Origin of the sequence: Sphingomonas plantiphila, assembly GCF_046000505.1 — a bacterium.
GTDB classification, from domain to species: Bacteria; Pseudomonadota; Alphaproteobacteria; order Sphingomonadales; family Sphingomonadaceae; genus Sphingomonas; species Sphingomonas plantiphila.
The window spans coordinates 1-506 of the sequence record NZ_JBELQC010000011.1 but is presented as its reverse complement, the minus strand read 5'-3'; the positions used below and the strand labels follow the sequence as shown (position 1 = coordinate 506).

General features: G+C 69.4%; 1 protein-coding gene. It reads left to right on the top strand.

Going from position 1 to position 506, the window contains the following annotated elements:
• Positions 1–20: 20 nt before the first annotated feature.
• On the top strand, positions 21–506 hold a 486-nt coding region (locus ABS767_RS17590; protein WP_408080789.1), incomplete at its 3' end, for an Ig-like domain-containing protein.

Genomic DNA, 506 nt, shown 5'->3' with positions numbered 1-506 from the left:
GCTACGCGATCGTCGCCAGGGTGACCGACAGCGCCGGCGCGAGCATCCAGCAGGACTTCACGATCGCGGTCGGCGACGTCAACGAAGCGCCGGTCGCCGCGGCCGATGCGGTGGCGGTCGACGAGGATGCGACGAGCGCCAACCTCTGGGCGACGCTGCTCGGCAACGATCACGACGTCGATGCCGGCCAGACGCTGTCGATCAGCGCGGTCGACACCACCGGCACGCTCGGCCATCTCATCTTCGATCCCACGCACCAGACGCTGCAATATGTCGCCGACGCCGATGCGTTCGACGCGCTGGCGAACGGCGCCGTCGCGGTCGACACGTTCAGCTACACCGTCACCGACGGCAACGGCCTCACCAGCACCGCGACGGTGAGCGTCGACGTCACCGGCATCGCCGACGGCATCACGCGCACCGGCTCGATCTTCGCCGACACGCTGAACGGCACCGCCGGCGAGGACAGGCTGTCGGGCCGCCTCGGCAACGACACGCTGAACGGT